This is a genomic window from Prolixibacter sp. SD074 (assembly GCF_009617895.1).
Taxonomy (GTDB): domain Bacteria; phylum Bacteroidota; class Bacteroidia; order Bacteroidales; family Prolixibacteraceae; genus Prolixibacter.
Map to the genome: position 1 here is coordinate 140,876 of NZ_BLAW01000001.1, position 26,163 is coordinate 167,038.

The 26,163-nt window shown below is 43.4% G+C and carries 26 protein-coding genes; 15 read left to right on the forward strand and 11 right to left on the reverse strand.

Going from position 1 to position 26,163, the window contains the following annotated elements:
• Positions 1-14: 14 nt before the first annotated feature.
• The 4 genes from def to nagB all read right to left on the reverse strand — a co-directional run bounded on the left by def (position 15) and on the right by nagB (position 5,579).
• Positions 15-572 (reverse strand): peptide deformylase, encoded by a 558-nt coding sequence (gene def, locus GJU82_RS00640; protein ID WP_153630381.1) that lies wholly within the window; start codon positions 570-572, stop codon positions 15-17.
• A gap of 5 nt (positions 573-577) precedes the next feature.
• Positions 578-1,000 carry a Holliday junction resolvase RuvX gene (gene ruvX / locus GJU82_RS00645; protein WP_153630382.1) on the reverse strand — a complete coding sequence of 141 codons (423 nt, stop codon included), beginning with the start codon at positions 998-1,000 and terminating at the stop codon, positions 578-580.
• A 383-nt stretch (positions 1,001-1,383) separates the two neighbouring features.
• Entirely contained in the window at positions 1,384-4,092 is a 2,709-nt protein-coding gene (gene ppdK, locus GJU82_RS00650) for a pyruvate, phosphate dikinase (protein WP_153630383.1), read from the reverse strand.
• Between the two features lie 653 nt (positions 4,093-4,745).
• Positions 4,746-5,579, reverse strand: a complete 834-nt coding sequence (nagB, locus tag GJU82_RS00655; protein WP_153630384.1) for a glucosamine-6-phosphate deaminase — start codon at positions 5,577-5,579, stop codon at positions 4,746-4,748.
• 331 nt (positions 5,580-5,910) lie between these two features.
• Between nagB and GJU82_RS00660 the strand changes: the two genes are divergently transcribed.
• The 8 genes from GJU82_RS00660 (at position 5,911) to GJU82_RS00695 (ending at position 13,549) form a co-directional block, all read left to right on the forward strand.
• Complete coding sequence (locus GJU82_RS00660) at positions 5,911-6,807, forward strand: DMT family transporter (RefSeq protein ID WP_153630385.1); 897 nt, start codon at positions 5,911-5,913, stop codon at positions 6,805-6,807.
• Positions 6,808-6,872: 65 nt separating this feature from the next.
• On the forward strand, positions 6,873-7,133 hold the full coding sequence (locus tag GJU82_RS00665) for a TetR/AcrR family transcriptional regulator (protein WP_153630386.1): 261 nt from the start codon (positions 6,873-6,875) through the stop codon (positions 7,131-7,133).
• Positions 7,134-7,626: 493 nt separating this feature from the next.
• The gene (locus GJU82_RS00670; protein ID WP_153630387.1) at positions 7,627-8,823 is read left to right on the forward strand and encodes a DegT/DnrJ/EryC1/StrS aminotransferase family protein; all 1,197 of its coding nucleotides are present in this window, start codon (positions 7,627-7,629) and stop codon (positions 8,821-8,823) included.
• A gap of 3 nt (positions 8,824-8,826) precedes the next feature.
• The gene (locus GJU82_RS00675) at positions 8,827-9,903 is read left to right on the forward strand and encodes an iron-containing alcohol dehydrogenase family protein (protein ID WP_153630388.1); all 1,077 of its coding nucleotides are present in this window, start codon (positions 8,827-8,829) and stop codon (positions 9,901-9,903) included.
• A 10-nt stretch (positions 9,904-9,913) separates the two neighbouring features.
• Positions 9,914-10,747: a 3-deoxy-8-phosphooctulonate synthase gene (gene kdsA / locus GJU82_RS00680; RefSeq protein ID WP_153630389.1), complete on the forward strand. Its 834-nt coding sequence runs from the start codon at positions 9,914-9,916 to the stop codon at positions 10,745-10,747.
• Positions 10,748-10,770: 23 nt separating this feature from the next.
• The gene (locus GJU82_RS00685) at positions 10,771-11,796 is read left to right on the forward strand and encodes a transaldolase family protein (protein WP_153630390.1); all 1,026 of its coding nucleotides are present in this window, start codon (positions 10,771-10,773) and stop codon (positions 11,794-11,796) included.
• A 79-nt stretch (positions 11,797-11,875) separates the two neighbouring features.
• Entirely contained in the window at positions 11,876-12,415 is a 540-nt protein-coding gene (locus GJU82_RS00690; protein WP_153630391.1) for a nitroreductase family protein, read from the forward strand.
• Between the two features lie 132 nt (positions 12,416-12,547).
• On the forward strand, positions 12,548-13,549 hold the full coding sequence (locus tag GJU82_RS00695; RefSeq protein WP_153630392.1) for an AraC family transcriptional regulator: 1,002 nt from the start codon (positions 12,548-12,550) through the stop codon (positions 13,547-13,549).
• Positions 13,550-13,855: 306 nt separating this feature from the next.
• Here GJU82_RS00695 and GJU82_RS00700 read toward each other — a convergent pair whose 3' ends face one another.
• A complete protein-coding gene (locus GJU82_RS00700) occupies positions 13,856-15,490 on the reverse strand; it encodes an alkaline phosphatase family protein (protein WP_153630393.1) in 1,635 nt (544 codons plus the stop codon).
• Positions 15,491-15,541: 51 nt separating this feature from the next.
• Entirely contained in the window at positions 15,542-16,003 is a 462-nt protein-coding gene (locus GJU82_RS00705) for a CYTH domain-containing protein (protein ID WP_153630394.1), read from the reverse strand.
• Between the two features lie 196 nt (positions 16,004-16,199).
• Between GJU82_RS00705 and GJU82_RS00710 the strand changes: the two genes are divergently transcribed.
• From GJU82_RS00710 to hutH, 4 genes are all read left to right on the forward strand, one after another.
• The gene (locus GJU82_RS00710) at positions 16,200-16,553 is read left to right on the forward strand and encodes a DUF4870 domain-containing protein (protein ID WP_153630395.1); all 354 of its coding nucleotides are present in this window, start codon (positions 16,200-16,202) and stop codon (positions 16,551-16,553) included.
• An 11-nt stretch (positions 16,554-16,564) separates the two neighbouring features.
• On the forward strand, positions 16,565-16,867 hold the full coding sequence (locus GJU82_RS00715) for a copper homeostasis protein CutC (protein ID WP_228488504.1): 303 nt from the start codon (positions 16,565-16,567) through the stop codon (positions 16,865-16,867).
• A gap of 105 nt (positions 16,868-16,972) precedes the next feature.
• Positions 16,973-18,337: a histidine--tRNA ligase gene (hisS, locus tag GJU82_RS00720; protein ID WP_153630396.1), complete on the forward strand. Its 1,365-nt coding sequence runs from the start codon at positions 16,973-16,975 to the stop codon at positions 18,335-18,337.
• A 195-nt stretch (positions 18,338-18,532) separates the two neighbouring features.
• The gene (gene hutH / locus GJU82_RS00725) at positions 18,533-20,029 is read left to right on the forward strand and encodes a histidine ammonia-lyase (protein WP_153630397.1); all 1,497 of its coding nucleotides are present in this window, start codon (positions 18,533-18,535) and stop codon (positions 20,027-20,029) included.
• 40 nt (positions 20,030-20,069) lie between these two features.
• Here the strand turns inward: hutH and GJU82_RS00730 are convergent, their stop codons facing one another.
• The 4 genes from GJU82_RS00730 to GJU82_RS00745 form a co-directional block, all read right to left on the reverse strand.
• Positions 20,070-20,525, reverse strand: a complete 456-nt coding sequence (locus GJU82_RS00730) for a hypothetical protein (protein WP_153630398.1) — start codon at positions 20,523-20,525, stop codon at positions 20,070-20,072.
• A gap of 13 nt (positions 20,526-20,538) precedes the next feature.
• Positions 20,539-21,030, reverse strand: a complete 492-nt coding sequence (locus GJU82_RS00735; RefSeq protein WP_153630399.1) for an EI24 domain-containing protein — start codon at positions 21,028-21,030, stop codon at positions 20,539-20,541.
• A 62-nt stretch (positions 21,031-21,092) separates the two neighbouring features.
• Complete coding sequence (locus GJU82_RS00740; RefSeq protein WP_153630400.1) at positions 21,093-21,638, reverse strand: RNA polymerase sigma factor; 546 nt, start codon at positions 21,636-21,638, stop codon at positions 21,093-21,095.
• Between the two features lie 70 nt (positions 21,639-21,708).
• The gene (locus GJU82_RS00745; protein ID WP_153630401.1) at positions 21,709-22,455 is read right to left on the reverse strand and encodes an NUDIX hydrolase; all 747 of its coding nucleotides are present in this window, start codon (positions 22,453-22,455) and stop codon (positions 21,709-21,711) included.
• Positions 22,456-22,681: 226 nt separating this feature from the next.
• Between GJU82_RS00745 and ychF the strand changes: the two genes are divergently transcribed.
• Both ychF and GJU82_RS00755 read left to right on the forward strand, forming a co-directional pair.
• On the forward strand, positions 22,682-23,782 hold the full coding sequence (gene ychF / locus GJU82_RS00750; protein ID WP_153633253.1) for a redox-regulated ATPase YchF: 1,101 nt from the start codon (positions 22,682-22,684) through the stop codon (positions 23,780-23,782).
• Positions 23,783-24,007: 225 nt separating this feature from the next.
• Positions 24,008-24,334 (forward strand): hypothetical protein, encoded by a 327-nt coding sequence (locus GJU82_RS00755; protein ID WP_153630402.1) that lies wholly within the window; start codon positions 24,008-24,010, stop codon positions 24,332-24,334.
• A 124-nt stretch (positions 24,335-24,458) separates the two neighbouring features.
• Here the strand turns inward: GJU82_RS00755 and GJU82_RS00760 are convergent, their stop codons facing one another.
• The gene (locus GJU82_RS00760; protein ID WP_153630403.1) at positions 24,459-25,148 is read right to left on the reverse strand and encodes an NUDIX domain-containing protein; all 690 of its coding nucleotides are present in this window, start codon (positions 25,146-25,148) and stop codon (positions 24,459-24,461) included.
• A gap of 595 nt (positions 25,149-25,743) precedes the next feature.
• Here GJU82_RS00760 and GJU82_RS00765 point away from each other — a divergent pair.
• Positions 25,744-26,094 (forward strand): thioredoxin family protein, encoded by a 351-nt coding sequence (locus tag GJU82_RS00765; RefSeq protein WP_153630404.1) that lies wholly within the window; start codon positions 25,744-25,746, stop codon positions 26,092-26,094.
• Positions 26,095-26,163: the final 69 nt, after the last annotated feature.

Genomic DNA, 26,163 nt, shown 5'->3' on the forward strand with positions numbered 1-26,163 from the left:
GAATTTACCCCCAATTAGATTTTGGGAAGCTTTATCCGGTACGAAGGCTGTACTTTTCCTTTGGTAATCGCTGTCAACTTGCTTTTCAGCAAACGCTTTTTCAGCGGTGTAGCGTAATCGACAAACAGGATTCCGTCGAGATGGTCGTACTCGTGTTGCAAAATTCTTGCAGTAAATCCTTCAAATACTTCGTCATGCTCCACCCAATTCTCATCGAAATACTTCATGCGGATGCGGCTTTTCCGTTTCACCTCTTCCCGGATGAAAGGAATGCTCAAACAACCTTCTTCCATGAGAACTTCTTCACCGTCTTTTTCTATGATATGGGGATTGATGAATGCTTTTTTGAAATCTTTTAACTCCGGTTCTTCGTCAGCTATGGGCGTGGCATCGACCACAAAAACACGGATAGACAAACCAACCTGTGGTGCGGCCAGTCCTACTCCCTCTGCATTGTACATGGTTTCAAACATGTTATCGATAAGTTCCTGCAGACCTTTGTAGTCTTTGTCAATGTCCGAAGCCACTTTTCGTAAAACCGGGTCGCCGAAAACGGTTACAGGTAAAATCATGCTGTTTATTTTTTGTATTTATTTTCTTCCAAATAAGATTGTAAAATGATGGTGGCACTTACGGCATCCACCATTGCTTTGTCCTGTCGCGATTTTTTTCGCAAGCCGGCATCAATCATACTTTGAAACGCTATTTTGGATGTAAAGCGCTCATCTATTTGTTTAACGGGCATGTCAGGATAGAGTTTCCTGAATTTTTTCAGAAACGGATTGATGTACCGAATGGATTCAGAAGGTTCGTTGTTTAACTGCACCGGATAACCGATTACAAGAGTTTCAACATCTTCTTTTTGTAAATATTCACTCAGAAAATCCCAGATTTCGTGTGTAGCTATGGTTGTAAGCCTACTGGCAATTAACTGAAGTGGATCGGTCACCGCTACTCCAATTCGCTTTCTGCCGTAATCAAGGGCCAGAATCCTTCCCACGTTTTTTTGATTTTGAGAAGGCAAAGATACATGTTTATTTGATTTTTTCTCATTTCAATATAAAGGATTGGCATAGTGATTTGTCGTTTCAGAAGATGGATCCGGTTTATATAAATCACCGTCATTACAGAATTCCCTGCTACAACCGAAGATTAAGGGTTTATGCCCGGGCTCCCTGGGGACGTCGTCATCCGATGGTAACCAGGCATGAGCATTGAGATATCTACTGTTTCGGCGGAAACTTCTACACTTATTGCCCCCCAATACGGAGATGTCAACTGTCATTAATCAATCAGAATAGCTTACATAAAGCAGCAAAAAGAAGGGTGCCCGTTCGGACGGCACCCTTTCCTTTTATTTTGAAAACAATAGTTGATAATGCTTTATCCTTGTTTCAGGTTGGCCTGAGCTGCTGCCAGACGTGCAATCGGAACGCGGTAAGGAGAACAACTTACATAGTCGAGGCCTACACTGTTGCAGAACTCAACAGAGCTCGGTTCACCACCATGCTCACCACATATACCCACTTTCAGGTTCGGGTTAGTTCCACGACCACGTTTAGTGGCCATATCAATTAATTGACCGACTCCCTCCTGATCGAGGACCTGGAACGGATTCTGCTTCAGAATACCTTTCTTGATGTAAATCGGCAGAAATTTACCGGCATCATCACGCGAATAACCAAAGGTCATCTGCGTAAGGTCATTGGTCCCGAATGAGAAGAATTCAGCGACTTCAGCAATCTCGGCAGCAGTAAGTGCAGCACGCGGAACTTCAATCATGGTACCAACTTTGTAATCGATGCGGTCACCTTTTTCCTGGAATACTTTCTCAGCCGTTTCATTAATGATGTCTGCCTGAAGTTTCAGTTCTTTCAGGGTACCTACGAGCGGGACCATAATTTCCGGACGGGCATCAATACCTTTAGCTTTCAGGTTTATTGCTGCTTCAATAATAGCACGAGCCTGCATCTCGGTGATTTCCGGATAGGTGTTACCCAAACGACAACCACGGTGTCCGAGCATCGGGTTGAACTCTTCCAGCTCGGCTACTTTCGAACGGATAACGTCGATTGCAACACCCATTTCGCCAGCCAGCTCTTTCTGAGTTGCCTGCTGGTGAGGAACAAATTCGTGAAGTGGCGGGTCAAGCAGACGAACTGTTACTCCGTAACCAGCCATGGCTTCGAAGATACCTTCAAAGTCTTCACGTTGGTAGGGGAGCAGCTTAACCAATGCTTTCCGTCTTCCTTCTTCATCTGAAGCCAGGATCATTTCACGCATGGCTTTGATACGCTCTCCTTCAAAGAACATATGCTCGGTACGACAGAGGCCAATACCCTGAGCGCCAAAATTACGGGCAATCTGCGCATCTTTCGGTGTGTCGGCGTTGGTTCGAACATACATGCGGGTGAATTTATCTGACAGCTCCATGATGAGGCCAAAGTCTCCACTCAGATCGGGAATTTTGGTAATTACTTTACCATCATAAACTTCTCCGGTAGTTCCGTTGAGTGAAATCCAGTCACCTTCTTTGTATGTTTTTCCGTTAGCAACGAAAGAGCGGGTTTTGTAGTCAATTTTAATGCCTCCGGTCCCGGAAACACAGCATTTACCCATACCGCGGGCAACTACAGCTGCGTGGGAAGTCATACCTCCACGTGCAGTAAGAATTCCACGTGCAACGTTCATCCCTTCGAGATCCTCCGGAGAAGTTTCGATACGAACGAGAACGGAGTTTTCATATTTTTTGGCTTCATCAGCGAAGAAAACGACTTGGCCGGTAGCAGCACCGGGGGATGCCGGAAGGCCTTTTGCAATAACAGTTGCCTGCTCCAGGGCTTTGGTGTCGAAAATCGGGTGAAGAAGCTCATCGAGTTTGTTGGGTTCGAGGCGAAGAATGGCTGTTTCTTCGTCAATTTCTCCAGCTTTCAACATATCCATGGCAATTTTTACCATGGCTGCACCGGTGCGTTTGCCGTTACGGGTTTGGAGCAACCAAAGTTTGCCCTCCTGAATGGTGAATTCCATATCCTGCATATCCTGGTAGTGCTCTTCCAGTTTATGCTGTATTTCGTCCAGTTCTTTGTAAGCTGTTGGCATTGATTCTTCCAGTGAAGGATATTTGCTGGCGCGTTCTTCTTCGCTAATGCCCTGGAGTTTTGCCCAACGGAGAGAACCCTCTTTGGTAATTTGCTGTGGAGTACGGGTCCCGGCAACAACATCTTCACCCTGCGCATTGATGAGGTATTCACCGTTAAACAGGTTTTCGCCGGTTGCAGCATCACGGGTAAAGGCAACACCGGTAGCTGAATTGTCTCCCATGTTACCGAATACCATGGCTTGAACATTAACGGCAGTTCCCCATTCTTCGGGAATGGAGTTCAGGCGACGATACAAGATTGCACGGTCGTTCATCCAACTGTCAAATACAGCCGTAATGGCCCCCCAAAGCTGCTCCCATGGATCCGTTGGGAATTCTTTGCCGGTTTCGTTTTTAATCGCTTCTTTAAAACGAAGAACCAGAACTTTCAGATCGTCAATGGTGAATTCGGTATCCTGTTCGATTCCTTTCTCTTCTTTCATCGCTTCGATGATTTCTTCGAAAGGATCGATATCTTCTTTGTTTTTCGGCTTCAGATCCATTACCACGTCACCATACATCTGGATAAAACGTCGGTATGAATCCCATCCAAAACGATTGTTGCCGGTTTTTTTTGACATCCCTTCCACTGCCATATCATTCAACCCAAGGTTGAGGATGGTATCCATCATACCTGGCATGGAAGCCCTGGCGCCTGAACGGACAGAAACCAAACACGGATTGTTTTTGTCCCCAAATTTTGTTCCGGTAAGCTCTTCAATGTGCGCGACAGCTTCTTTTACTTCATTATTGATTAGTTTGAGTGCTGCATCACGGCCTTCTTTGGTGTAAACGGTACATACATCAGTGGTAATGGTGAAGCCTGGGGGAACCGGTACTCCAATCAGGTTCATTTCTGCCAGATTGGCTCCTTTTCCTCCTAACAGATTACGCATATCGGCACGGCCCTCCGCCTGTCCATTACCGAATTTGTATACATTTTTAGCCATAAAGTGTTGAATATTAATTCGAATTAACTATGATGAATTTGTTGCAAAACTAAACTTTATTTTCAATGGTAAATAAAACTAAACACAAAACTATGTTCTTGGTTTGAATGAAATTCACATCATTCCGGGAAGCAGATACTCATTTGTTCATAAATAATTTAACCTGCATATTAATAAATTTATTCAAAATCCGGAGGTTAACATTTTGATTGCATTTGGACACTAAAGTTAGCCAATAATTTTTTAAGGTATTTAATGTGAATTCAGCATTGTGCTGTGTTTTAAAACATGACGATAAAGCCATTAAAAAAGAAAGTTGCCCGTCGGGGATTGACAGGCAACTGTTCATAAAAGACCAAGACAGATATGAGGAGGGATAATTACAGGTCACTTTTACTAACAGAACATAAAATTAAGAAATTTGTTTCAAACAACCGTTTTCAGTAATCTCTTTTTTTAGTTGTTCTGTTTCTTGCTATAAATATATGAAATTATGATGTTCAATGCATCTACCGGATGAAAATTTATTGCGAATTTCCAATGTAATGCGTTGGTTGTTTTATTCAATTATCAGTATTTCAGCGTTTAAAGAGTTTTTCAAGAGTGGTAATTTGTTAGACAAACCTTCGGTTCAGAATGACAGGAACCCGATTTTACCACCCTAAATTGCCGTCTTTCTCCCAAATTGCGTCGGGTGAAAGATTGTTTTTCTCAATATCTTTGAAATGTTTGCAGGTTCCTACTTTTAATTCAACGGTGGCATTTTCCTCACAAATAATGATACCACGCGGGTGAAGCTGCAAGGCGGTGATGGTCCACATATGATTGACCCCACCTTCAATTGCCTGGTGCAAGGCACGTGCTTTGTTATGTCCGGTAACCAATACCAGTACTTCTTTTGCGTCCATCACGGTTCCCACACCAACGGTCAAAGCCAATTTGGGTACTTTATTAATGTCGTTGTCGAAAAAGCGGGAATTGGCGGCCCGTGTATCGTAATTCAGTTCTTTGTCTCGTGTTCGCGACACCAGACTGGATCCCGGCTCATTAAATGCAATATGTCCGTCAGCTCCAACACCTCCCATGAATAAATCAATTCCGCCAACTGATTTGATCTTTTCTTCGTAACGGGCGCACTCGGCTTTTAGATCGTCTGCGTTTCCATTGAGAATATTGATATTTTTCTCTTGTATATCGATATGCTTGAAGAAGTTGGACCACATAAAAGAGTGGTAACTTTCGGGATGTTCTTCCGGAAGCCCGACATATTCATCCATGTTAAAAGTGACCACATGTTTGAATGAAACTTTTCCTTCCCGATGCAATCGTATCAGTTCATGATAAGTATTCAGAGGCGTACTTCCGGTGGGTAATCCCAGTACAAATGGCTTGTCAGCCGTAGGATTTGCCAGGTTGATTTTACGTACGATGTAGTTGGCTGCCCAACGGGCCACATCATCAGGTGCAGGTTGAATGATTAGTCTCATAGCAGATTTTTCGTGAGTCAGCGAACAAAATTAGCTGCAATTATTATAAAAACGCTAAATAAATTTCTAAAATCCGAAGAAACAAGATTTTTACAAAGTGTGTTGTAGGAAAGCATTTTTTTTACCGAAAAATAGATATTATGTCGGTGGGTTATTTTGGGGCCATTATTTTCAGCTTGTTAGTGTCATTGGTTAATGCCATTTTAGGAGCGAAGGATCTACGCAAGTAACCGGATTATTCTTATTTTCGGACTTTCATTTTAACACTATTGCGATAAGTTTGCAGGTAATGAAAATCGCCTGCATTTGTATTATTGGATTGAGGAAATAAATGCAATATATCGGGGAAATAGCTGGCATTGCTACGGCCATGTTTTGGACTGTAACTTCCATGGCATTTCAGGTGGCCACACGCCGGGCCGGATCACTAAATGTCAATATTATACGCCTTGTGCTGGCGTTTATTTTTTATGTGCTGTACATGCGCATCAGCCGTGGTATCTGGCTTCCTACCGACGCGTCTCCCGAAGCATGGAAATGGTTGGGCATATCCGGACTCATCGGGTTTGTTTTGGGCGATTACTTCTTATTTCGCTCCTATTCTTTTGTCAGTGCACGAATTTCCATGCTGATGATGTCGCTAGCCCCTCTTGTAGCAGCGCTACTTGGATACATTGTTTTAGGTGAACGTTTTACCCTGTTAAATACGGTTGGATTACTTCTGGTGTTGTCTGGGATTGCGATGGTTATTCTTAATCGCGGCGATAAAACGGAGAGTAATGGCCGGTTCAAATATTCTTTAAAAGGAATATTGTTGGCTTTTGGGGGAGCAGTGGGACAGGGCTCAGGAGCTGTTTTGTCAAAATTTGGAATGGCAAGCTACGACGCATTCTCGGCATCACAAATCAGGGTGATTGCCGGTGTATTAGGATTCTCGCTCATCTTTACCTTAACCCGCAAATGGAAGGGCGTTTTCTCAACAGTTAAGGATATCAAAGCCATGAAGCCGATTTTAATAGGAGCTTTTTTCGGCCCATTTATTGGAGTTGGACTTAGCATGGTTGCCCTTCAACATACCTCAGCCGGAATCGCCTCCACACTGATGGCTACCGTTCCGGTATTTATTCTGTTGCCCTCTGTTCTGTTTTTTGGTGAGAAATTAACCTGGAGGGAAGTATTGGGTGCATTTATTACAGTTGGGGGCATTGCCGTTTTTTTCATCCATTAAGTTTTCTTATCCCTCATTTTTAGGATTTTTTTGTTTTTAACTTTGACCAATCGTTCAGTCAAAAAATGACCGTGCGTTCAGTCATAAATAAGAATGCTGTGCCACCTACGCCCGAACAATACGAACAGATGCGTCAGGAGAAGCGGCGCAAGATAATCGATGGGGCCCTTGAATTGTTTGCCAGCGAGGGGTATCATGCCACGTCGGTTGCCAAAATTGCTGAGAAGGCCTATATATCCAAAGGTCTGTTGTACAACTATTTCGAAAGCAAGGATGATGTGCTGAAAGAGATTGCTCAGGTCGGATTTTTCTTTCATCGACACTGAAAGGAGCTACGCTTCAATCATTGTTCAGTCCGATCGAATTCAATATTAGCCCGGTTCGGGACAGAATCGTAAAGTTATACGCAAAAAATGCTGCAGTTTGACATACTTTTTCTCACGGCACACCCTGAAATATGTTCTGGGTACATACTTTTTGTCCGGCAAAACCTGTTAAGCATACAAACTTTTTCCTGCGGCCTGTTTTTTTTTGATACTCTGAAAAGTGGGCGGTGACAAATCTGCAGATTGATTGCAGTATAGCAAATATGTATGAAACTTTCATGGTCCGGGCTTCCCGGAATCAACGAGAGATCCGTTTGTACAAATAAAAAAAAAGAGGGCTCTTTTCAATCCGGAATAAGTTCGTTATTTTAGACAGCTAAAATCCATGGCTGATGTTACAATTATTTACTTTCATTTCTACATAGTTAGCAGGGCATTCGCTTTGTTTTTATCCCGAAGTTTCAAAATAAAATAATCTAAAACATAAATTATTATGGCCGGAACAGAACTTTTCGGTGCGGAGGAGAGAAAAGAGGTTATGGATGTCCTGGAGACAGGCATTCTCTTTCGCTATAATCATGATGACCAACGGAATAATATCTGGAAAGCAAAAACATTTGAACAGGAATTTGCCGGTTACCTGGGCAGTAAGCATGCTCATTTCTGCTCAAGCGGGACAGCGGCTGATGCCATTGCTCTTGCGGTAAGTGGTGTCGGCGTTGGAGACGAGGTAATTGTCCCGCCATACACGTTTATTGCGCCCATTGAAGCGGTTTTAACGGCCGGCGGCGTACCCGTTTTTGCCGATATTGATGAGACTTTGTGTTTGAGCCCTGAAGCCATCGAAAAGGCGATTACACCAAGGACTAAAGCCGTTCTGCTTATTCAGGTGTTCGGTTCAATGGGACGGATGGACGAGATTGTCGAAGTTTGTAAGAAACACAATCTGAAACTGATCGAAGATGCCGCTCCTGCATTGGGGGGAAGCTATAAAGGAAAAATGCTGGGAACATTTGGTGATGTTTCTGCGTTTTCATTTGACTTTTATAAGATCATCACTGCCGGTGAAGGTGGAGCTGTGGCCATGAACAGTGATGAACTGTATGAAAAGACACATATGTATGCCGATCATGGCCACGACCACATCGGAAACAACCGGGGTGCAGAACAACACCCGATACTCGGATTTAATTTCCGTGGGTCGGAATTGCATGCGGCAGTTGCGTTGGCACAGTTGCGTAAATTGCCATACATTATTGAACAGCAACGGAAAAATCAGGCCGCGTTGAAAGAAATACTCGGTGAGTTTTCTGAAATTCAACTCAGGGAAGTACCTGACGAGGATGGTGATTCGGGCACATTCCTGAGTTTTTTTCTTCCGGACGCGAAAAAGGCACGGGCTGTTTTCGATGCTTTACAGGAACAAGGCATCGGTTCATCCTATTGGTATCAGAATAACTTCCACTATCACAGACAGTGGGAACATCTGAAAAAACTGAAATCGATTTATCCGCTGCCGTTGACGGCTGTGGACAATGTTCCGGATTACGAGAATCTTTCGCTACCCGTTACCGATGGCATTATGCAACGACTGGTGATGGTTCAGATCATGGTAAACTGGAGTGATGAGAAATTGAAAGAATTGCAATTGAAATTAAGAACTGCACTGAATAGCGCACTAAATAATTAATGGATGTTTAGGAATTATAAAGCTGTCGGCCGCGTACTTTATGGCCGGGATGCATTTGCTCAGTTAAATGACATTTTCGAACCGCTTCGTTTCGATGCAGGTTCTTATGTCCTTTTTCTTGTGGATGAGTATTTTGAAGGGAAAGAACTGGTACGCAGAATTCCGATGAAAGGAATGGATCTGATCCGGTTTATGAATGTGACCGATGAGCCCAAAACCAAAGTAGTTGATGCGGTGGTTGAAGAGGTGATGAATGAGAAGGGTGCCCCTCCGGTATCTGTTGTCGGAATTGGCGGAGGAAGTTCGATGGATTATGCCAAAGCCATTCGGTTAATGTTTACGAATCCGGGGTCATCGGCTCGTTATCAAGGCTTGGATTTAATTAAAAATAAGGGAGTTCATTGTACTGTTGTTCCTACCATTTCAGGAACCGGTGCCGAAGTTTCGATGACAACCGTTTTAACCGGTCCCGAGAAAAAACTGGGAATCAAAGGAGATTACACTCCGGCCGATCAGGTGGTACTTGATCCCGATTTAATCAAGTCGGTACCCGACCCGCAACACTTTTATACGGGGATGGACTGTTACATTCACAATGTTGAGGCATTGAATGGAAATCGCAGAACGGTTATGGGAGCTTCACTTGGTCGCGAATCGTTACAATTGTGCCAGGAAATATTCCTTTCGGGAAATAGCCGGACGCCTGAGAATGACGAGAAGCTGATGGTTGCATCTTATCTTGGCGGATTGTCTTTGACCTATTCTGAAGTGGGTGCTTGTCACGCTATTTCATATGGTTTGGCGACCGTAACAGGAATTCACCACGGAATCGGAAACTGCATTGTGTTCAATCAGCTCGATGAGTTTTACCCGGACGAAGTGAACGAGTTCCGCAAAATGATGGAGATTAATAAAGTCGATTTGCCAAAAGGTGTCTTGAAAGATTATTCTTCCGGGGATATCGAAAAAATGGTGGATGTGGCTCTTACATTGACTTTCATGTGGGCTCACGTGGCAGGTCCCGAGTGGGAAAGTGTAATTACCCGAGAAAAACTCAGGGATTTATACATGAAAATGTAAATTTGATACCATGGATAAGAAAATAGTACACGTTGGTGATATTGCCTGTGGTTCCGATAAATTATTTTTGATTGCCGGACCCTGCGTAGTGGAAGACGTGAAAACAATGATGGTCACAGCTGAGTTTTTGGTTGATCTGTCACAAAAACTGAATATTCCGCTCGTCTTTAAATCGTCTTTTCAAAAAGACAACCGAAGTTCGCTCGAATTTTATTCCGGGCCCGGTATGGAACGAGGCCTTGAGATTCTGCGAAAGATTAAAGAACAATTTCAGGTGCCCATCATTACCGATGTGCATTATCCGGATCAGATTAAAATGGCAGCTGATGTGGTCGATATCATCCAGATTCCGGCATATCTTTGCATGCAAAGTACAATGGTTGTAGAGGCAGCCAAAACCGGGAAGGTGATTAACATTAAACATGGGCAGTTTCTGGCGCCTGAAAATATGATCAAGCCGGTTGAAAAGGCGGTCAGTTCAGGAAATGATCAAATCTTGCTGACGGAACGGGGTTATACTTTTGGGTACAACGATCTGGTTGTCGATCCCCGGAGCTTTTATCATCTGAGACAAACTGGGTACCCGGTTATCTTTGATGTAACGCATTCCATTCGGAAATATGGTATTCCAAGTGCCGATCCGGCTGGAGGCGCAAGACAGTTCATTCCTACGCTGGCAAGGGCAGGTGTGGCAGCAGGTATTGATGGATTGTTCCTTGAAACCCATCCCGATCCCTCAAGGGCGTTGTGTGATGCGGCCAGCCAAATGTGCATCGATGATGTGGAATCATTTTTGAAGCCGCTCATCGAATTCCATGACCTGGAAGTGAAATATCGTGATTAATTAAACAAATAAACTTACAAAGAATGGAATTTTTCCTTGATTCAGCCAACTTCGAAGAAATTGAAGAAGCGCTTAAGCTTGGATTCATCGATGGCGTTACGACCACCCCGACTTTTATGCACCTGAATGGCCTGACAGATGTTGACGGCGCCATCGTGAAATTGTCGAAAATGGTTCCTGTATTGATGATCGAAGCGCTTGGTGAAAAAGCAGAGGACATTGTTGCAGAGGCTCACAGGCAATTGGCCCTGGGGTTAGATAAAAAGAAAACTGTTTTCAAGATTCCGGTATCCATGGAAGGAATCCGCGCCTGCAAGATGCTGCGCGACGAAGATATCATGGTGAATATTCATCTCGTTTACAATATTCAACAGGCATTACTGGCACTTACGGCTGGTGCTAATTATGTTTGTGTCCTGGTTGGCCGTATGCAGGATCAGGGACACAATGCGCTGGAACTGGTTGGCGATATCGTCGATACCATTAATCATTATGGTTACGATTCGAAACTGATGTTTTCATCAGTTCGTCATGCTGAGCACATCCGTAATGCGATGTTGTTGGGAGCACATAACATTACCATCCCCTGGAAGGTAATGAAGAAACTGGCCGATAACAATTTCACGAAAGTGGGAACAGACCAGTTTATTGCCGATACACGAATGATTACCATGCAGGTGAAAGAAGTGATTTCCGATAAAAACCCGGTGATTGGGAAATCAGCAATTGTGATGGAAGCTTTGATTAAAATGAGTGAATCGGGGCTGGGCGCGGTATCAGTTGTTGATGGGGATGGTCAGCTGGAAGGTGTTTTCACTGACGGTGACTTACGGCGTCAACTGCGGGATAACGGTCAAGATATTCTGCACGAGCCGATTGAAAAACATATGACGGCAAATCCACTTTCCATCGATTCAAAGGCTATGCTGAAAGAAGCAGCTGGTTTGATTGAGGAAAGCCAGGTAGATAATCTTGTGGTTGTAGAGGAAGGCAAACCGGTTGGAATGCTTGATGTACAAGACTTAGTTAAGCTTGATTTACTGAAGTAATATATCTTACAATTGATGGAAAAGCAGTTACCGGTTATTGCGGTGCTGCTTTTCTTGTTTGTACCTAAATGATTCAGCTATGGATTTTCTGCAATTGGTAACCACTCGTCAAAGCGACCGCTCTTATTCCGATAGAGCAATTGAACCGGTAAAACTGGAACGGATTCTGGAGTGTGCCCGGTTGGCTCCGTCGGCCTGCAACGCACAACCCTGGCACCTGATTGTAGTGGATGACGAGGATAAGCGGCACAGAATTGCAGAAGCTGCATCAAGTCGTGCGCTTGGAATGAATCATTTTTCATGGGAAGCGCCTGTTCAGATCGTCATTGTGGAGGAGAAGCCGAACTTTACCTCAAAGGCCGGTGGTTGGATTAAAAAGAAGCATTTCCCATTGATGGATATCGGAATTGTTGCAGAACATATTTGTTTAGCTGCAGCTGCTGAAGGATTGGGAAGTTGCATGATTGGCTGGTTCAACGAGGTAAAAGTCCGTAATACCCTGGGAGTTCCGGATAGTAAGCGTATACTTTTAATTATAACGATAGGGTACACGGACAAGCCGGTTCGAAAAAAGATTCGGAAAAATGTAGATGAGATTATTACCAGAAATCACTATTAATCACTAAATTGAAAAACAAGGATGATTTGTTATTAAACATATGCAGATATTATTTTAATTATATACAGTATATTGCATAAGTCATAAACCTTTTGGGTTTCAAGAGTGTTTTTTATCAAAAATGGGTGAATAATGAACTTCCGTATTCAATCGATAAAGCTTAGAGACTGGCTAAGTGATTTTGCCAGGCAGACTGATGGTGAAATAAAAGGAAACAAGGTTATTATCCCTCAATCGATGGGTGAAGGCTCTTTTGAACTGGTGGAATTTACTCCGTCGTTCTATGCCGCCATCACAGAGTTGAAGCTTAAAGAACCTGTCCCTTCCATTTTATTGAAAGTTCCGTCTTTTATGGAAGGTTACTTTCAGATTCATCTCTTTAACCAAAAAGATCAGTCGGCACTGTTATACAACGGTCAGCGTCTTGGTCCCAGTATGGTATCTGTCAATGGTGTTTTCTTTGGCTCGGCTGAACAAAGTCGTTTGCTGGGCTTTGAGGCCGGTAAAACCACTTCAGTGGTTACGTTGCTGTTCTCTTCTCCGTCGGTGCGGGAGTTTTTTCCGGATATTGATAATGAATACCTCGAAGGTGTTTTCTATTCCGGCCGACCATTCCTGATGCAACATCCGATTACACCCGATTTACAGAAAATATCGGCTAAGCTGATTTCTCCTTCCGTGAATTCTTCCGTAAAGGGAATATTTCTTCACGGAAAGTCTCTGGAATTTATCAGTATGTTACTGGATAGTTTGGAAGAGAAGTACCAGGGAAAGTTCGATTTTACCGCCAAACCCGACGATATTACCCGGATACTGAAGGTGCGCGAACAGATTTTGTCTGATTTAAATGCACATCCCGGTATACCGGAATTGGCTTCAATAGCCGTAATGAGCGAAAGCAAACTGCACAAAACTTTTAAGCAGGTATTTGGAAAATCGGTGTATCAATACCGGTTGGAGGCACGAATGGAAGTTGCACGCCTGCAACTGATTTCGTGTAAATATTCGGTGAAAGAAGTGGGTTATTCACTTGGCTATTCCAATATCAGCCAGTTTATCAAAGCATTTAAGAAAGCTTACGGCAAAACGCCCAAGAGCTATTTAAAGGAATATTCGTTGGAAAGCGGGAAATAAATAAAAAAGAGGATGGCCTCCATTGTTCATCCTCTTTTTTACAGCCCTAATCATTTTAAATAGCTTTAAGAATATCGCTGTAAAAATACATGTTCTCCGGGTTAAAAAGACTGAACATCTGTTGGATAATATTTCTTTTTCTACCATGCTACAACCTTTCCAATTAGTAAATATTGGGATAGGTGTCAAGAGGCGTCAGCTTGATTAACAGATGCTTAACGTTCGGTGAGACATATGTGTAATGGATTAGGCGCAAATAAGCCGGTTTGTATATTTCGGATTAACATATTTATTATGAGTGAGATGTTACTTTCTTACATTAATAATACTTCCTTTGGCAGCATTGGGCGGCATAATTCCCAGAAAATCGGCTACTGTGGGAACCACATCCATAATATTGGTGCGCTGGTTAAGGGTCCCGTGTTTTACATGTCCACCCCAAAAAATTAAAGGGACCTGGCTATTCTCGGTATAATCAATGCGTTGGTATTTTTCTTTGGGTTGCCAACCTTCCTCAAATCGAAGTAAGATATCTCCCGATCGCTTGGGATTGTAGCTATTCTGGAAAGGAGCAAAAGCGCTTCCCAGCAAATTGACTGACTCGAGTTCGGATGCCGCGCGACAATTGGCTACCCCCTGAAATTGATTTAAGAAACTGGCTGCCTCCTTTTGTAGGGCCGCTAAATCAATTTTTCGCTCATTAATGAGGTCGCGATCGAAGTAAACCTGCTGGTTCATGTAGCTTTCTACATAGTTTCCTTGCCCGAATTTAATATTGAGGTAGGCCTTTAACAACGCAACAGCTCCTTCGGGATTGAAGGTGCCGGACTGCATGTGAAATTCTTCCTTCAAATAGGAAGAAGGATAAGATTCGCTGGAAGTGCCCGTCAGAAAGACAACAACATTGTCTTTTCCAATGGTACGGTCAAGATAATTCAGCAAATGAGCAATATTCTGATCCATTCGCAGGTAAGTATCTTCCATCTCAACAGAAGCCGGGCCAAAAGAATTCCGTTCATAATCCATTGATGAGAAGGTGACGGTCAACATATCCGGGACACTGTCCTGGCCAAGCCCCTCATTGGCAATTAGTGAAGTGGCAAAGTCCGAAACCATTAAATTTCCGTATGGTGTGGTTTTTAGTACGCGGTAGTCTTCCGTTCGTTTCTGTAACTTCGACAGTTCGTAAGGGAAAGTATTCCATTTATCGTAATAACCAGGCTCCAGAATATAACCGTCCTCAATACTTTCGGTGTAACTTGAAATGGGATACAGTGTTTCCCACTTACGGTGAATATAATCGTCAGCAAGTTTTTGGTTGTTGAAATTGAAAGCCCAATCCGGGAATGTTTCCACGTAATATGAACTGGAAATCATGTTGCCGCTCTCGGCATCGAACCAGTATGCTCCATCCCCCGCATGGCCGGCAGAAAAAACTGCTGCGGGTGCATTTAGTGCCACACTATATACCTTCGCTTTTCCATTGGTCATTATTTTCAGTGCGTCACCAATGGTCGGCGTCATCAGTTTCATTGCCGACCGGTCGCCTTCCATGCTGTTTGAACCAACGGTTGTATAATAATCGTCCTGGGTACAATCGATTACTTTCTTCCTAAGGCGGTCAATCCATTGATCGTTCACAATACCGTTGAACGAAGGAGCGGCACCGGTAAATAGTGTTGCCATCCCTACTGACGGACGTTGAATCAGGTTGTCGATATGATTGTTTCGGCACACAAATCCCTGGTTAACCAACCGGCGAAAACCGTCAGTCCGGAACTTATCCCAGTAACGGTCGAAGTAATCGGGACGAATGTCTTCCACCACAATCCCCACTAACAGTTTCGGGCGATAGGTTTTCCCGTTAGCGTGCGACTGTGCATGCAGCAGAATGGGACTGAGTAATCCCAGGAAAAAAATTGCAAAACGTTTGATATACATCAGAATATGTGTCGAAAATAATCAATGAAATTCAGGTAAACTCACATGCTTTCACCATTTCGAAAATGGATTTCTGGCAAGATAGGAATTAAAATAATGCGTATTACCGGTTACTTCTTCTCCAATCCACGGAGGAAGTTCAAAATCTTCGTCTTCCGATTCGAGCTCAATTTCCGCTATAATCAGTCCTTCGTTAGCTCCAATAAACTCATCGACTTCCCATATTTTCCCTTCAAAGGGAATTTTGCTCCTGAATTTTTCCACCGGTTGGGTTACACTCAGGTTCATCAGTTCCCGGGCATCACTAACGGGGATTTCATATTCAAACTCAGGACGGGTGAAACTCTCTACCTTGCCTTTGAGGGTCAGGTAACCACGATTTCCGGCGATCCGGATTCTTATTGTTCTTTCCGGATCGGTGGTTAAGTATCCTTGAATATAATGTACGGACGGTGCCATAATCCGCCAGTCGTCATTGGTAACGAGAAATTTCCGTTCAGTTTCTTGTGCCATGTATTGTGATTTTGCCCAAAGGTAGAAATTATTTCAGGGGTAGTCTCATTTTAAAACCGCCATCTGGATGTAAAAACAGGAAGTTAATCCTTTCTTCATTTTGGCGAAAAACGGTTAACTTGTCCTTAACTATAATGCATTTAAAAAGCATTTGGGGTGCCGTTTTTTTGCTGTATTTTTAATAAAACATTTTGCTATGGAACTCATTGTAACTGATCACGACGAAAAAACCTGGGGCATGATGTGCCACTTTGCCTCATTCCTGGGTTTTGTTGTGCCCCTGGGGAATATTCTTGGGCCACTCTTGGTTTATCTGATGAAAAAGGATATTTACCGGTTTGTGGAAGAGCAGGGAAAAGAGTCGCTGAATTTCCAAATCACGATGACTATCTACCTGTTGATTTGTATCCCATTGATTTTTGTTATTATCGGGATTATTATTTTACCGGCGTTGCTTATTTTCTGGATAACAGTGGTGATTGTTGCTGTCGTGAGAAATTCGGAAGGTCGAAGCTTTCGTTACCCGATAACCATCCGATTCATTCAATAGGTTTATTTATTATGAGTGTGCTGAAGGAAGTATGTGTGGAAAGTCTGTCCGAAGCGCTGAATGCAGTTCATGCAGGTGCTACCCGGATCGAACTTTGTGAAAACTTAGCCGTGGGAGGAACTACGCCATCGTACGGAACAATAAAAAAAAGCAAAGAGACTTTGCCGGTTCCCTTTATGGTTATGATACGGCCGCGTGGCGGTGATTTTGTTTACACCGGAAAAGTAACCAACGAGAATTTTGAGCAGGTAAAAAGTATGGTGCCGTCCGATGAATTTCACGGAAGGGAATTGGTGGGGAATATTGCCTTGTAAATAAATGGGAAACTACCGTGAAACTTAGTGGTTTCAATATTTTCTTTAATTTTGCAGTTTCTCAGAGAAAAGATAACGCAACGTAAAGAAAACCATATACAACTTATGGCACAGAAACCTTCTATCCCCAAAGGAACACGTGATTTTTCACCAGAAGAAATGGTGAAAAGAAATTACATATTCGATACCATCAAACAGGTGTTTCGTTTGTATGGTTTTCAGTCCATTGAAACCCCGGCGATGGAGAACCTTTCTACGTTAATGGGCAAATACGGTGAAGAAGGGGATAAACTTCTTTTTAAGATTTTGAATTCAGGCGATTTCCTGTCGAAAGTAAACGACATCGAACTGGCAGGGAAAGACTCGATAAAACTTACCAACCAGATTTCGGGAAAAGGGCTGCGCTACGACTTGACGGTTCCATTTGCCCGTTATGTGGTGCAACACCGCAACGAAATTGTTTTCCCGTTTAAACGCTTCCAGATTCAGCCGGTTTGGCGTGCCGATCGGCCGCAGAAAGGCCGTTACCGCGAATTCTTCCAGTGCGATGTCGATGTGATTGGCTCCGGTTCATTGCTGAATGAAGTGGAATTGATTCAAATTGTGGATGAGGTTTTCCGGAGATTGAATATCAATGTGGTATTAAAGCTGAATAACCGGAAGATCCTTTCGGGAATAGCAGAAACCATTAATGAAATCGATCGGATTGTCGATATCACGGTGACTATTGATAAGCTCGATAAAATTGGTCTGGAAAAAGTAAATGCCGAGCTCGGAGAGAAAGGTGTTTCGACCGATGCCATTGCCAGGTTGCAGCCTATTCTGAAATTGAGCGGGACCAATGAGGAAAAACTGGATCAGATTGAGCAGGTTATCGGTGGCTCGGAAACCGGACGCAAAGGTGTTGACGAAATTCGTACCATTTTTAGTTACCTGAAGCAACTCGATTTGGGGACTGAAGTGGAATTGGACCTGACGCTTGCCCGTGGCTTGAATTACTACACGGGTGCAATATTCGAGGTAAAAGCGAACGATGTTGAAATTGGTTCCATTACCGGTGGCGGCCGCTACGACGATTTGACTGGTATTTTCGGCCTGCCGGATGTATCGGGTGTTGGTATTTCGTTTGGCGCCGACCGTATTTATGATGTCATGACCCAACTCGATCTTTTCCCGAAAGACCGCATCGCGACCACACGGCTCATGTTTGTCAATTTTGGTCCGGAGGAAGAAAAATATTGCATGCCAATGTTGGCAAAGTTGCGGGCGGCCGGCGTGAATGCAGAAATATTTCCGGAAGCTGCCAAGATGAAGAAGCAGATGAACTACGCGAATAAGAAGGGAATTTTGTTTGTGGCTATGGCTGGTGAGAACGAGATTGCTGATGGCTTATTTACATTGAAAAATATGGAGACAGGTGGGCAGCAACAATTTGATTCCCGTCAATTGTTGGAAACCCTGACAAAATAGGTTTTTTATCGTCAATAAGGTTCTTATTTTTCCGGTACCATGAAAAGGGGCCGGGAAAATAAATCATATCGAATGGTAAAACTGGCAGGAGGCGATATTCGCTTCCCGTGAATCCGTGTGAAATGTTAGCAGAATAGCGTATTCCGAGCAATGGGATACGGACGATTTATGTTTAACTATTTATCCGGAATTTTTATGTCTGAAAATATTCATTACATCTCTCCGGCAAAACTTACGTTTGACGATGTTGAGGATTTGCTGGAAAACCATAAAACCCTCGCCCTTTCCGAGGAATCAAAAAAGCTGATAAACGACTGCAAAAACTGGCTTGATAAGAAGCTGGCCGGTAGCGAAGAACCGATTTATGGTATCAATACCGGGTTCGGAGCATTGTGCGATCGGGAAATCCCGAAGGATGATTTGAGCAAACTTCAGGAAAACCTGGTTTTATCTCATGCCTGTAATATCGGTCCTGAACTTCCTCACGAAGTAATAAAACTGATGCTGTTTTTGAAAGCGCATGCTTTGTCGTACGGTAAATCGGGGGTTCAGGTAAAAACCGTACAGCGCATTATCGACATGTTTAACCACGACATTGTACCGGTGGTTTGCGAACAAGGATCGTTGGGTGCTTCTGGTGATTTGGCTCCGTTGGCTATGTTATTCCTTCCCCTTTTGGGGAGAGGGGAGGTTTACTATCGCGGCGAACGCATGGAAGCTTCCTATGTGCTTGAATCATTAGGTTGGGAACCGATTCGCCTGGAGGCGAAAGAAGGGCTTGCTCTTTTGAACGGAACGCAGTTCATGCTGGCTCATGGTATTTTCACACTGCTTAAGGCTTTCCGAATTGCTAAATACGCCGATATCATCGGGGCATTGTCGCTCGACGCTTTCAATGGACTTATCGGACCATTCGAGGAGCGTATCCAGCGCATTCGTCCACATCACGGTCAGATTGAAACGGCACGTAATTTCCGATCCATCCTGTCTGGAAGTGAGCTGATAGAAAGACCCAAGAAACACGTACAGGATCCTTATTCATTCCGCTGTATTCCGCAGGTTCATGGTGCAGTGAAGGATGCTATTGATTATGTGGCCAATGTTATTGAAGTGGAGATGAACTCGGTTACCGATAATCCAACCATTTTCCCGGAAGATGACATGATTGTTTCCGGTGGTAATTTCCATGGTGAGCCGTTGGCGCTTTCACTTGACTTTTTGGCTATCGCCTTATCGGAGCTTGGGAGTATCTCGGAAAGAAGGACCTACCGGTTGATTTCCGGTGAACGTGAATTGCCTGAATTCCTGGTGGCCAATCCGGGATTGAATTCCGGTTTCATGATTCCGCAATACGCGGCCGCTTCCATTGTGAGTCAGAGCAAGCAATTGTGTACGCCGGCGTCAGTCGATTCCATTCCTTCCTCGAACGAGCAGGAAGATCATGTGAGTATGGGAGGAAATGCGGCTACCAAGGTGTTGAAAGTAGCAGACAATACGTTGAAGATTCTTTCCATCGAACTGTATAATGCATCACAGGCGCTGGAGTTTCGCCGGCCGTTGAAGACCTCGCCGTACCTGGAGGATTTTCTGGCGCAATACCGGACTCGTGTTGATTTTGTAGAAGAAGACACCTTGATGTACGAAGGCATCAACCAAACCATCGATTTTTTGGATAAAGGCAGATTTGCCTGATAAAATAAAAAAGCCGGAGTAAATTGCTCCGGCTTTTCTTTTAGTCTTTATCGTGTTTCCTTTGATACTCTTTCATCAGGTAACTCCTAAATTTCCGCTCAGTGAAATAGAGTGTCACAACCTTATTGGCCGGAAGTACCTTTAGCAATTTGTCATTGTATTCTTTCATGATTTGTCCTTCACGAAGATGGATATCGGCGTATTTTTCTGCCATTTGACGAAATTGGGCATCGGTCATAGTGGTTGAATCGTTGTGAAACGCATCTTCCAGGTCCCTTTTCTCATGCCATATCTTTTCACGTTCACTTTCCAGCATGTTATATACTGGCCAGAAGTTTTGTGCTTCTTCAGGAGTCAATGACAATTGTTCTGTCAGGAAGGCAATTTTTTGGTTTTTGATGGCATCCCATCCGGGAAAATCTTTTTTTGAATGGTGTTGGGCAAAGAGCGAAGATGCGGAGAGGAACAATATTGCGATAAGTATTAGCTTTTTCATTATTCCGGTATTTTTATTGATTGTAATTTCGAAGGATTTCCAAATCGGAGGAATTCATAACAATATAATCTTCTATTTGCTGCGACGTCAACGTGTCTGTTGACATCGTATTGTCGGCATCAGTGAGGGCGCTCAAAATCTGAAGATCGTCAGAGCTGGAGAAAACCTGGTAGTCCATCAGTGTTTCAAAATAACTGTCTCCGGGTGCATCAGTCTGAACCGTATTTCCCGGATGTTTGGCCAGGTAATTATTCCATATTCCCGGCAGGAAATTTTCAAGCGGGACATACAACAGGAAGAAAACTAACGCAAAACTGGCGGCCAGTCCCAGGACCGGCTTGAGTATACTTAACCACTGTAGCCTCGGGACAGGCTTCTCTTCTGCCCGGATGCGGCTGTTCAACCGTTTGGAGAAGGTCTCAAAATAAGCCTCCGGGGTACCGAACGGATTCTCCTTTTTAATATGGGAGAGTGGTGACTCTTTATGTTCGTTGTGCTCCTTCATCGGAATTTTAAGCTTTCGGAATTTTAGACACGATTCGCTACCAAAGGTTTAATCCACTATCGTTAATTGTTTTCAATGTATGCTTCAATTTTTTTTACAGCATGATGGTAGGAGGCTTTAAGGGCTCCTACTGATGTTTCCAGAATTTCAGAGATCTCCTGATATTTCATTTCATCGAAGTATTTCATATTGAAAACCAACCGCTGTTTGTCGGGTAACGTGAGGATGGCTTTCTGTAATTTCAATTGTGCCTGGTCGCCGTCAAAATATTGGTCGGCTTCCAGTGTCGACAAAAGAAATTCGCTTCCTTCATCCAGTAAATGACGGGATTTTCGTTTGCGCTCGTTGATAAAACTTAACGCTTCGTTGGTGGCAATGCGGTACAGCCAGGTGTAAAGGCTCGAATCGGCCCGAAAATTTCCAACACTTTTCCAGACTTTCAAAAGGACATTCTGTAGTACATCATCAGCATCATCATGATTCACCACGATCTTGCGAACATGCCAATACAATCGCTCCTGATATGATTTTACCAGGATGTGAAAGGCCATGGCTCGCCTGGTTTCGTCCTTCAGATCGTTTATTAATTCCTTTTCGTCGATGTGCATGCAAATGCAGAATTCCCTTCTTATTCAGAAAAAATAAGACTGTGAATAAAGGTAAAGGTTTAACCGGTTGTTATACCCGGAATGAAAAACTTTGTTCTGCCAACATCTCATAAACCTTCTCATCGAACCTAAAAAGCCGGGCTGCACGGTGCGCAACGCCTGTTTGCATTTTCCCGGTGTCAACTACCAAATGCATTTTTTGAATTTTTTTGCGGAAGTTCCTGGTGTCAAGTTCGATTCCCAAAACGGTTTCGTACAACTGCTGTAGTTGTGTGAGCGTAAACATCTCCGGAAGCAGATGGAATCCAACCGGCCTGATTTGCACTTCCTCGCGCAGGCGCTTGAGTGCTTTTTCAACCATCGCATTGTGGTCGAAAATCAATTCAGGAACTTTGTCGATATCGTACCATTCCAGCGATTTCAATAAGCTGGAACCACGAATGTTATAATGCTCTGGGTTAATCAGGGCGTAATAAACAACCGAAACAACCCGCAGAAAGGAAACACGCTCGGTTTCGCCAAAGGCGCCCAATTGCTTCAAATAGATATCTTTTATCCCTGTTGCTGTTTCCAGGATATCTCTGGCAAAATCGTTAATGGAACGATCGACCGGAACATGGCCGCCAGGCAAACCGATGGGTTTTTCGTAAGGGAACTTTCCGTCAGGCTCTGTTTCTGCATATGGAGCAAAGGCATCAGGATTCTTGATCGGTGCGTCGAGTTGTTCCTTGTCGTATTCCAGTAATAACACTTTCAATTTCTTCTCGTGGAAGCCGAAGATCACACAATCAATCGAGAGTGAAGGGATAATGTTCATATTCTCACTTTTCTACAAAAGTAGAAATCCTCATTAAAATCTCATGATTTTCCCTTTAAATGATGTTCTTAAATAGGTTTACATATAAAAAAGAAGATGAATTAACATTGAAATTGTGATTTAGCGATGAATTAATTGATCCCATTGGATTGGAACGAGGACGCGCTTCTTCTCACAGAAAATAGTAACTTTGCCCACCGAAAATTTTAAACGTAAGGAGAATAAGATGGCATTGCAATGTGGAATTGTTGGGTTGCCCAACGTTGGAAAATCAACCTTGTTTAACTGTTTGTCGAACGCCCGGGCGCAATCGGCCAATTTTCCCTTTTGCACCATTGAACCGAATGTGGGTGTTATTACCGTTCCCGATAAGCGGTTAATTGAGTTGGAGAAGATTGACAAACCGAAACGGGTTGTGCCCACTACCGTCGAAATAGTTGACATTGCTGGCTTGGTAAAAGGGGCGAGCAAAGGCGAAGGATTGGGCAACCAATTCCTGGCCAACATTCGTGAAGTGGATGCTATTATTCATGTTTTACGCTGTTTTGAGAACGATAATATTACGCACGTCGACGGTTCGATTGATCCGGTCCGCGACAAAGAGGTGATTGATACGGAACTTCAGCTGAAGGATCTGGAAACGGTTGAGAATCGTATTGCACGTTTACAAAAGCAGGCGCGTGTTGGGATGGATAGGGCGGCGATGAAGGCGTTGGCTATGGCCGAAAAACTGAAAGCTTCGTTGGAATCAGGAATTTCAGTGCGTGCCGTTGAACTAACTGATGATGAAAAAGATTTGATTCACGATTTCTTTCTCCTGACAGATAAGCCTGTGTTATATGTTTGCAATGTCGATGAGGCTTCTGCTGCTTCGGGAAATGCTTTTACAGAAAAGGTGAAAGAAAGTATTGCCGATGAGAATGCCGAAATCCTGATTATTGCAGCAGCTACTGAAGCGGATATTGCAGAACTGGAAACATACGAAGAAAAACAACTATTCCTGGAAGACCTGGGATTGGATGAACCCGGTGTGAACAAATTAATTCATTCGGCATACCGATTATTGAACCTGCAGACTTATTTTACTACCGGAGCTGATGAATCACGGGCCTGGACATTCAAAGAGGGAACGAAAGCTCCGGGGGCGGCTGGTATTATTCACACCGATTTTGAAAAAGGGTTTATTCGGGCGGAAGTGATTAAGTACGATGATTATGTGCGCTTAGGTTCTGAGGCGGCCTGCCGCGATGCCGGTAAGATTGCTGTCGAAGGGAAGGAGTACGTTGTACAGGACGGAGATATCATGCATTTTCGGTTTAATGTTTAACGTTTATGCCCATTATCATATAGAGAGCCGGAAGCTAATGCATCCGGCTTTTTTATTTGGTTACATTCTACATAAGCCGGACGGTTCAGTTTTACTGACTTTTCTTCTTTACAACGAGAAAGATATGTTTAATAACCTGCTGTTCAGGAGCATTTGTACTTCATTTATTCCCATTAATATATTAAATTACTGATATGTGGAATTAATCTATCAGGAGGTGCCAACATGAAAACAGTAACATTCAACTTCAGTATGACGCTGGATGAAAACGAATTTATCAAAGTAGAGGATCATCTTTTTACCACGCGTGATTCATTCAAGCGCGAAGAACCCAAAGTTGATCTGATTAATCCCCGTTGCCTGCGTATTCTGAAGGAATTTGAAGGCCGGCTGACGATGGCTGTCGTTCAGGAGTGGCTATTGCTCTCCCGGGCATTGGATCAAACCTGTAGCTATCACAGCAATTGGGATGATCACAAATTGCTCGAAGAATTGATTTCCGGCAGAAAACATCCGGTTTCATGGTACATTGAGAACTGCCAGGAAGTTTAACCATTACCGTAATGAAGAAAAGATTTCTGAGGTGGAATTTAGTATGTTAAATTAGTCCCTTATTCTGGATGAAAATGAGCGGGGGTACGTTAAGAGATTCGTGCCCCGCTTAGTTTTGTCGCGGTTATACGGCAAAGCTGAAGCCTTCGCCAATTAACCGGCCGTATTTTTCTTTATCAAACTGATACAAAAATGCTCCCTTTCGAGAACTACTCTTATCCTTTTCCTCCAGTTTTTGGAGCAGTTCCATTGATAATATCTTTTTTCGGAAGTTCCGCTTATCAAGCTCGATACCTAAAATAGTTTCGTATAATTTTTGAAGTTGCGGAATGGTAAACTTGTCGGGCAAGAGCTCAAAACCAATGGGCTGTGTACGACACTTCCGGCGTAACCGTGCCAGGGCATGATCAACCATCGCTTTGTGGTCGAAAACCAGTTCCGGAATGTCGTCAATCTTGAACCACGTAGCATTATGTTTTTCCAATTGTTCTGAATCCTGGCGTTCGGTTTTCATCAAAGCGTAGTAGGCCATCGAAATTATCCGTCCATCCGAATCGCGGCCGGGTTGGCTGTAAAGTCGAAGTTGTTCGAGATACAAATCACCCAGCCCGGTTAGTTTGTGCAAAATCCGGTCGGCTGCCTGCTCCATATCTTCAGTTTCCTGCAAAAACCCGCCCATCAGCGACCATTGTCCTTTGCATGGTTCAAAACCTCTTTTGATGAGTAGTAACTTCAATCCTTCTTCGTCGAACCCGAAAATAATGACGTCAAGGGCTAATAAAAAGCGTTTGTGCCGAGAATAAAATTTCATCATCGTCAAATGTATTTCACGTGTCAAACGGACACTTTTATCACTACTACAAGTTTCTTCTTATTTTCTGAAAAATAAAAAGATAAATCGGTGGTTTCTGGTTGTAATATCCTGGCGATGTACCCGACTAACCGTGAAAACCAATTAGCTTATGAAACAGAAATCGTCCTTTTCCCGTCGTAGCTTCTTTAGATTATTATCAGCCGGAGGAATCAGAAGCTTATGGCATGATTGTCGATGGTCTCCTCAGGGGATATATGAAGGTGGCGCCGATTTATATCCCGAATATGGCTTTCAAGATTAATGTTGTTACCATACCGGGTTTTGAAATAGAGGGCCATCCAACTACAGGTGGTTCTTTTTTATTTTTTAGTGGAAAAGTTTGCTATTGGCAACAAAAGTGACGATTTGACAGTATTTTTGTATGTCAGGTTAGGCGTCAGGACAATGTGGCGATTCTTGTGTTTTTAGTTTATGTTCATGAAGTGAGGGGTGTAGCTGTTGAATCCATCAGGTGGTGGCAAGTTTGGTATGTCATTTGATATCGATACATCAATATATCTAAAAATATAGTTTATTCATTAATTTAGTTGAAATCATGTTACAAACCAACTTGAAGCACATTATGACTGCTGATGAACATCGGAAGTTCATCGAAGAGAATGATAATGTAATGATTTGCTGTGGTCGTATGGGCCCCATGTGTATTCCGGTTTACGGAATTATGGAGGAGCTGGAAGATGACTATACTCACGTAACTTTTGCTGATATGGAATTCGATAATCCTGAGTCAGCTGTCATTCGCAATGCTCCTGAATGCCGTGGATTTATGGGCCTGCCGTTTACTGTATATTACAAAAATGGCAAACTGGTAAAAGCTACCAGCAGTATTCAGTCCATGGATCAGGTTACTGCTATTCTTAACGAACAGTTTGGCGAGCCGAAATAAAATTTACAAAGCCAGCCTGCTGCTATATTTGATTACGGCAGCAGGTTTAGCTTTCTTCCGGTTTGACCG

Bases quoted from the DNA above. Each gene is read 5' to 3' on its own strand.
- def (WP_153630381.1), bottom strand. From the start codon at position 572: ATGATTTTACCTGTAACCGTTTTCGGCGACCCGGTTTTACGAAAAGTG.
- ppdK (WP_153630383.1), bottom strand. From the start codon at position 4,092: ATGGCTAAAAATGTATACAAATTCGGTAATGGACAGGCGGAGGGCCGT.
- nagB (WP_153630384.1), bottom strand. From the start codon at position 5,579: ATGAGACTAATCATTCAACCTGCACCTGATGATGTGGCCCGTTGGGCA.
- GJU82_RS00660 (WP_153630385.1), top strand. From the start codon at position 5,911: ATGCAATATATCGGGGAAATAGCTGGCATTGCTACGGCCATGTTTTGG.
- GJU82_RS00665 (WP_153630386.1), top strand. From the start codon at position 6,873: ATGACCGTGCGTTCAGTCATAAATAAGAATGCTGTGCCACCTACGCCC.
- GJU82_RS00670 (WP_153630387.1), top strand. From the start codon at position 7,627: ATGGCCGGAACAGAACTTTTCGGTGCGGAGGAGAGAAAAGAGGTTATG.
- GJU82_RS00675 (WP_153630388.1), top strand. From the start codon at position 8,827: ATGTTTAGGAATTATAAAGCTGTCGGCCGCGTACTTTATGGCCGGGAT.
- kdsA (WP_153630389.1), top strand. From the start codon at position 9,914: ATGGATAAGAAAATAGTACACGTTGGTGATATTGCCTGTGGTTCCGAT.
- GJU82_RS00685 (WP_153630390.1), top strand. From the start codon at position 10,771: ATGGAATTTTTCCTTGATTCAGCCAACTTCGAAGAAATTGAAGAAGCG.
- GJU82_RS00690 (WP_153630391.1), top strand. From the start codon at position 11,876: ATGGATTTTCTGCAATTGGTAACCACTCGTCAAAGCGACCGCTCTTAT.
- GJU82_RS00695 (WP_153630392.1), top strand. From the start codon at position 12,548: ATGAACTTCCGTATTCAATCGATAAAGCTTAGAGACTGGCTAAGTGAT.
- GJU82_RS00700 (WP_153630393.1), bottom strand. From the start codon at position 15,490: ATGTATATCAAACGTTTTGCAATTTTTTTCCTGGGATTACTCAGTCCC.
- GJU82_RS00705 (WP_153630394.1), bottom strand. From the start codon at position 16,003: ATGGCACAAGAAACTGAACGGAAATTTCTCGTTACCAATGACGACTGG.
- GJU82_RS00710 (WP_153630395.1), top strand. From the start codon at position 16,200: ATGGAACTCATTGTAACTGATCACGACGAAAAAACCTGGGGCATGATG.
- GJU82_RS00715 (WP_228488504.1), top strand. From the start codon at position 16,565: ATGAGTGTGCTGAAGGAAGTATGTGTGGAAAGTCTGTCCGAAGCGCTG.
- hisS (WP_153630396.1), top strand. From the start codon at position 16,973: ATGGCACAGAAACCTTCTATCCCCAAAGGAACACGTGATTTTTCACCA.
- hutH (WP_153630397.1), top strand. From the start codon at position 18,533: ATGTCTGAAAATATTCATTACATCTCTCCGGCAAAACTTACGTTTGAC.
- GJU82_RS00730 (WP_153630398.1), bottom strand. From the start codon at position 20,525: ATGAAAAAGCTAATACTTATCGCAATATTGTTCCTCTCCGCATCTTCG.
- GJU82_RS00735 (WP_153630399.1), bottom strand. From the start codon at position 21,030: ATGAAGGAGCACAACGAACATAAAGAGTCACCACTCTCCCATATTAAA.
- GJU82_RS00740 (WP_153630400.1), bottom strand. From the start codon at position 21,638: ATGCACATCGACGAAAAGGAATTAATAAACGATCTGAAGGACGAAACC.
- GJU82_RS00745 (WP_153630401.1), bottom strand. From the start codon at position 22,455: ATGAACATTATCCCTTCACTCTCGATTGATTGTGTGATCTTCGGCTTC.
- ychF (WP_153633253.1), top strand. From the start codon at position 22,682: ATGGCATTGCAATGTGGAATTGTTGGGTTGCCCAACGTTGGAAAATCA.
- GJU82_RS00755 (WP_153630402.1), top strand. From the start codon at position 24,008: ATGAAAACAGTAACATTCAACTTCAGTATGACGCTGGATGAAAACGAA.
- GJU82_RS00760 (WP_153630403.1), bottom strand. From the start codon at position 25,148: ATGATGAAATTTTATTCTCGGCACAAACGCTTTTTATTAGCCCTTGAC.
- GJU82_RS00765 (WP_153630404.1), top strand. From the start codon at position 25,744: ATGTTACAAACCAACTTGAAGCACATTATGACTGCTGATGAACATCGG.